Source organism: Micromonospora globispora, from assembly GCF_003857015.1.
Classification (GTDB): domain Bacteria; phylum Actinomycetota; class Actinomycetes; order Mycobacteriales; family Micromonosporaceae; genus Micromonospora; species Micromonospora globispora.
Genome location: NZ_QGGF01000277.1, coordinates 1 through 5,004, shown reverse-complemented (window position 1 = coordinate 5,004; position 5,004 = coordinate 1). Strand labels below are relative to the sequence as shown.

Below are 5,004 nucleotides of genomic sequence, written 5' to 3'. Positions count from 1 at the left end.
AGTTCTACACTTATGCGATCGTCGGCAGCGTCAGATGTGTATAAGGGACAGGCTCTCCGCCTCCCGCTTGGCGGCGGCGGCGTGCTGCACCGCCTCCTTCGCGGCGGCCACCTCGGCCCGCGCCTCGACGAGCTGCTCGCGCAGTTCGGCGCTGGTCCGTTCGGCGGTGAGCCGGTTCGCCCGGGCCTCCTCGACGGCCGCCTGCACCTCGATGTAGCTGGGCGCCTTGGCCGACCCGCCGGCCGCCGCGTACGCCCCGACCACGTCACCGTCCGGGGTGACCGCGCGCAGCTGCGGGTTGCCGGCGACCAGCTCCGCCGCGGCGGCCAGGTCGTCCTGCTCCCCGGGGGCGAGGAGACGTTCCTCGGCGGCTGCCCGGACCACGCCGGGCGCGCTCCACCGCACGCCCAGGTCCCCCTCGACGGTGCGGGCCCGCCACAGCGTGCCGGCGACCTCCCGGCCGGGGCCGCTGTCCCGCTCGTCGGGGGTGAGCACCGAGTACACGTCGGTGGTGGCGCCGCCGACGTCGACGACGGCCAGATCCCCGCCGAGGGTGTCGGCGAGGACCTCCACCCCGGTCAGCACCGCGTCGGGGGTGGCCGCCCGCACGAGCCGGGCGAACCGGCCGCCGCGGGACAGCTTCTTACCGCCGATGACGTGCCGCAGGAACACCTCCCGGATGGCCGCCCGCGCCGACGCGGGGGCGAGCACCCCGATGCGCGGCAGCACGTTGTCCGCCACGGTCACCGGCACCCGCGCGTCGGCGAGCAGGGCGTGCAGGTCGTCGCGGACGTCGGCGTTGCCGGCGAGCACGACCGGCACCCGCCAGCGGGCCTTCGCCAGCCGGGTGGCGTTATGGGTCAGCGTCTCCGCGTCACCGCCGTCGGTGCCGCCGACCAGCAGGACCACATCCGGGCGGGCGGCGCGCAGCGCGGTCAGTTCGGCGGCGCCGAGCCGTCCGGCCGCCACGTGCACCACGTTCGCCCCGGCGGACAGTCCGACGCGCCGCCCCGCCTGCGCGGTGACGAGGTGCTCGTAGCCGATGACGGCCAGCCGCAGGCCGCCGCCGGCGGACGAGCAGACGTACCACGGCACGTCACGGACCCCGAGCCCGGCGATGGCCGCCGCGACCGCCGCGTCCAGGCCGTGCAGCACGTCGGTGCCGACGGTGGTGGGCGCCGACGCGGCCGCGACCAGCGCGCCCGCGTCGAGGTCCAGCACCGCCGCCTTCGTGTACGTCGACCCGACGTCGGCGCAGACCGCGACGTTCACGCCGCCGGCGGTACGACCACCGTGCCGGTCGCGGTGACCGCCACGATCGGCTCCGCGAGCACCTCCGCGGCGGACTCGCTCTTGTCGGGGCGGCCCCGGCACACCACCCGCGCAACGAAGTCGATGGTGCGGCTGCGGGTGCCCACCCGGCTCACCGTCGCCACCACCTCCAGCACGTCACCGGCCTTCATCGGCGCCTTGAACTGCACGTCCGAATAGGAGGCGAACAGCCCCTCGTCACCGTCGGTGCGGATGCACACCTCGGTGGCGACGTCCCCGAACAGCCCCAGCGCGTACGCCCCGTCGACCAGGTTCCCCGCGTAGTGGGCGTGCGAGTACGGCACATACCGCCGGTGCGTCACGGTCAGACCGACCCGGGAATCACTCATACCTTCGCCTTCTTGTTCGTGATCAGGGCGTGGACCACGTAGCTGGCGACCTCACCCGGGGTGGTGCCCCGGCCGAAGATCCGGTCCACGCCCAGCTCCTCGGTCATCGTCTCGTCGAACCGCGGCCCGCCGACGATCAGCAGCGGCCGCTTCCCCGCCGGCATCGCCTCCCGGAACGCCGCGGACATCTCCCGCGTGTTGTGCAGGTGCGCGTCGCGCTGCGTCACCACCTGCGACACCAGCACCGCGTCGGCCTTCTCCGCCCGGGCCGCCTCCACCAGCTCCGGCACGCTGACCTGCGCGCCCAGGTTGGTGACCTTCAGCTCCCGGTAGTACTCCAGACCCTTCTCGCCGGCGATGCCCTTGACGTTGAGGATCGCGTCGATGCCGACGGTGTGCGCGTCGGTGCCGATGCACGCCCCCACCACGGACAGCTTGCGCCGCAACTTCTGCTTCACCACCGCGTTGACCTCCTTGGCCGACAGCAGCGGGAAGTCCCGTTCCACCACCTGCACCTTAGACATGTCCACCAGGTGGTTGACCCGCCCGTAGACGACGAAGAACGTGAACGTGTCCCCGATGGGCTTGGCGTGCACCAGCATCGCCGGATCGATGCCCATCTTCCCGGCCAGTTGCAGCGCCGCGCCCTCGGCCCGCTTCGTGTGCGGCACCGGCAGGGTGAAACTGATCTGCACCATCCCGTCGCCGCTGGTGTCACCGTACGGACGCACGATGCGCTTGTCCCCCGGCTCCACCTGGTGCCCATGGAAGGCGCTGCGCTCCTCGCTGCTCATCGGGTCAGTCCCTCCTCGAGCAGGTCCGACGCCGGGTTGTAGTAGTCGGCCTCGTGCTTCGCCACCCCGTCGAGGCCCTTGCCCCGGTCCGCGGGCCGCTTCATGATCCCGAAGGTGCCCTCGGCGATCGCGGTCAGCAGCGACTGGTCACCGATGCGCTCCAACAGGTCCACCGCCTCGCCGAGGACCCGGTTGGCACGCTGCTGGATGAACCCGCCCGGCGCGGGCACGAAGTCCTCGTGCAGCCCACCGGCCGCACCGAGCACGTAGCGCACGTTCTGCAGGGCGATGTCCCGGTCGGACAGCCACGGCGTCACCACCGCCTCGGTCATCATGCCGACCAGCAGGATGCCCTGCCCGGTCATGGTGCCGACCAGGTTGAAGAACCCGTCGAGCAGGTTGCCGCGGAACACGTCACCGGTCATGTGCTTCGTCGGCGGCATCCACTTCAGCGGCGCGTCGGGGAACAACTCCCGGGCCAGCAGCGCGTGCGCCAGCTCCAGCCGGAACGACTCCGGCAGATCCGGGTTGATCTCGAACGCGTGCCCCAGCCCCAGCTGCCAGTCGGCCAGCCCCGCCTCATGCGCGAAGTACTCGTTGAGCAGCTGCGACACCGTCACCGTGTGCGCCTCGTCGACGGCGTCGGCGGTGGTGAGGTAGTTGTCCTCACCGGTGTTGATGATGATCCCCGCCCGGGCGTGCACCTGCCGGGAGAACCGCTGGTCGACGAACGTGCGGATCGGGTTGATGTCGCGGAACAGGATCCCGTACATCGAGTCGTTGAGCATCATGTCCAGACGCTCCAGACCCGCCAGGGCCGCCATCTCCGGCATGCACAGACCCGACGCGTAGTTCGTCAGCCGCACGTACCGGCCCAGCTCCCGCGACGACTCATCGAGGGCCGCCCGCATCAGCCGGAAGTTCTCCTGCGTGGCGTACGTGCCGGCGAAACCCTCCCGGGTCGCCCCCTCGGGCACGTAGTCCAGCAGCGACTGGCCGGTGGAGCGGATCACCGCGATGACGTCCGCGCCGGCCCGCGCCGCGGCCTGCGCCTGCGGTATGTCCTCGTAGATGTCACCGGTGGCCACGATCAGGTAGATCCACGGCCGCTGCTTCGGGTCCCCGTACCGCTTGACCAGCCGGTCCCGCTCGGCCCGGCGCCGGTCAATCTGCCGGACACCGGCGGCGACCGCCTTGCGGGCGGCCTTCCGCGCCGCGGTGGCCGCCTTCCCGGTCGGCTGCTGGAACCGCACCGACCCGGCGGCCGCCTTCTGCGCCAGCAACGTCACGTCGGTGATCTGCTCCCGCGCGAGGGCGTCGAACACCGGCAGTGTCACCCCGTGCCCCAGGCCGGTGTCGGCGACCACCGCGTCCACCAGGCGGTTCACCCACGGAATGCCGTCCGGGTCCGCGCCGGTCACCCCGGCCAGCCGCAGCACCGCCCGCTCCACCGACACGGTGGTGTGGCTGCGCGCCAGATCCACCACCGGCTGCCCGGCGCGGCGCGCCAACTCCCGCGCCCGCGCCACCAGCGCCGGATCCAGGTCAAGCTTCCCTGTCACGAAGACCCTTCCTCATAGATCACGTCACCCCGCAGCACCGTCGCCCGGCACACCGGCAGCGGCGTCGGATCGTCCGCGCCCCGCAGCTCCGGGTCCTCGGCCAGCAGCACCGGCAGCCCACGGTCCACACCCGCCGGGGTCGACCACACCGCGAACGTCGCCGGCGCCCCCAGCGCGAGGACACCCTCGTTGTCCAGGTGCACCGCCCGCCACCCGCCGCGGGTGTGCGCCGCGAACGCCGCCCGCACACTCATCCGCTGCACGGGGTTGTGGTGCGCCGCCGCCGCCCGCACCGAACCCCACGGGTCCAGCGGCGTCACCGGCGAATCCGACCCGAACGCCAACGCCACCCCGACCGAATGCATCGCACCCATCGGGTTCGACTCCAACGACCGGTCCAACCCCAGCCGCGACTCGTACATCCGACCCGCGCCGCCCCACAGCCGGTCGAACGCCGGCTGCATGCTCGCCACGATCCCGTACTCCACGAACCCGGCGATCAACCGCTTGTTCATGATCTCCGCGTGCTCCACCCGGTGCCGGGCCGCCCGCAGCCGGTCCACACCCAGCTTCTCCGCCGCCGCCGCGAACCCCTCCAGCACGGTGGTGATCGCCGCGTCGCCGATCGCGTGGAACCCGCCCTGCAGACCGTGCGCCGCGCAGTCCAGCAGATGATCCCGAACCTGATCGGCGCTCAGGTACCCGTGCCCGCACGACCCCGACTCGGAATCCCGGTACGCCGCCGACACGTGCGCCGTCCGCGACCCCAACGCCCCGTCGGCGAACAGGTCCCCACCGGCGCCCACCGCGCCCAGTTCCCGGGCCCGCGCCGCGCCCAGCAGCTCACCCCAGTAGCCGTACACCTCCGGAACCCCGGCACCGGAGATCCCCAGCAGGCCGGTGAAGTCCTCCTCGTCGGAGATCTCCGGCCCGCCGCACTCGTGCACCGCGGCGATGCCCAGCGACGCCGCGTGCCGCAACGCCACC

General features: G+C 72.4%; 4 protein-coding genes and 1 pseudogene. All 5 read right to left on the bottom strand.

Features of this window, described 5'->3' with window-relative positions; all coding sequences use genetic code 11:
- Positions 1-308: 308 nt before the first annotated feature.
- Positions 309-1,272, bottom strand: a pseudogene (locus tag DKL51_RS13025) (glutamate mutase L); the annotation flags it as partial.
- A complete protein-coding gene (kal, locus tag DKL51_RS13020; protein WP_109966064.1) occupies positions 1,269-1,661 on the bottom strand; it encodes a 3-aminobutyryl-CoA ammonia lyase in 393 nt (130 codons plus the stop codon). The pseudogene DKL51_RS13025 and the gene kal, both read right to left, overlap by 4 nt.
- On the bottom strand, positions 1,658-2,455 hold the full coding sequence (kamE, locus tag DKL51_RS13015; RefSeq protein WP_109946908.1) for a lysine 5,6-aminomutase subunit beta: 798 nt from the start codon (positions 2,453-2,455) through the stop codon (positions 1,658-1,660). Before kamE ends, kal begins: the two co-directional genes overlap by 4 nt.
- Positions 2,452-4,017: a lysine 5,6-aminomutase subunit alpha gene (gene kamD / locus DKL51_RS13010; protein WP_109946909.1), complete on the bottom strand. Its 1,566-nt coding sequence runs from the start codon at positions 4,015-4,017 to the stop codon at positions 2,452-2,454. Before kamD ends, kamE begins: the two co-directional genes overlap by 4 nt.
- Positions 4,014-5,004, bottom strand: a 991-nt coding sequence (locus tag DKL51_RS13005; protein ID WP_148097781.1) for an amidohydrolase family protein, incomplete at its 5' end; no start/stop codon positions are given. The genes DKL51_RS13005 and kamD, both read right to left, overlap by 4 nt.

Excerpts from the sequence above, each read along its gene's own strand:
- kal (WP_109966064.1), bottom strand. The coding sequence starts at position 1,661 with ATGAGTGATTCCCGGGTCGGTCTGACCGTGACGCACCGGCGGTATGTG.
- kamE (WP_109946908.1), bottom strand. The coding sequence starts at position 2,455 with ATGAGCAGCGAGGAGCGCAGCGCCTTCCATGGGCACCAGGTGGAGCCG.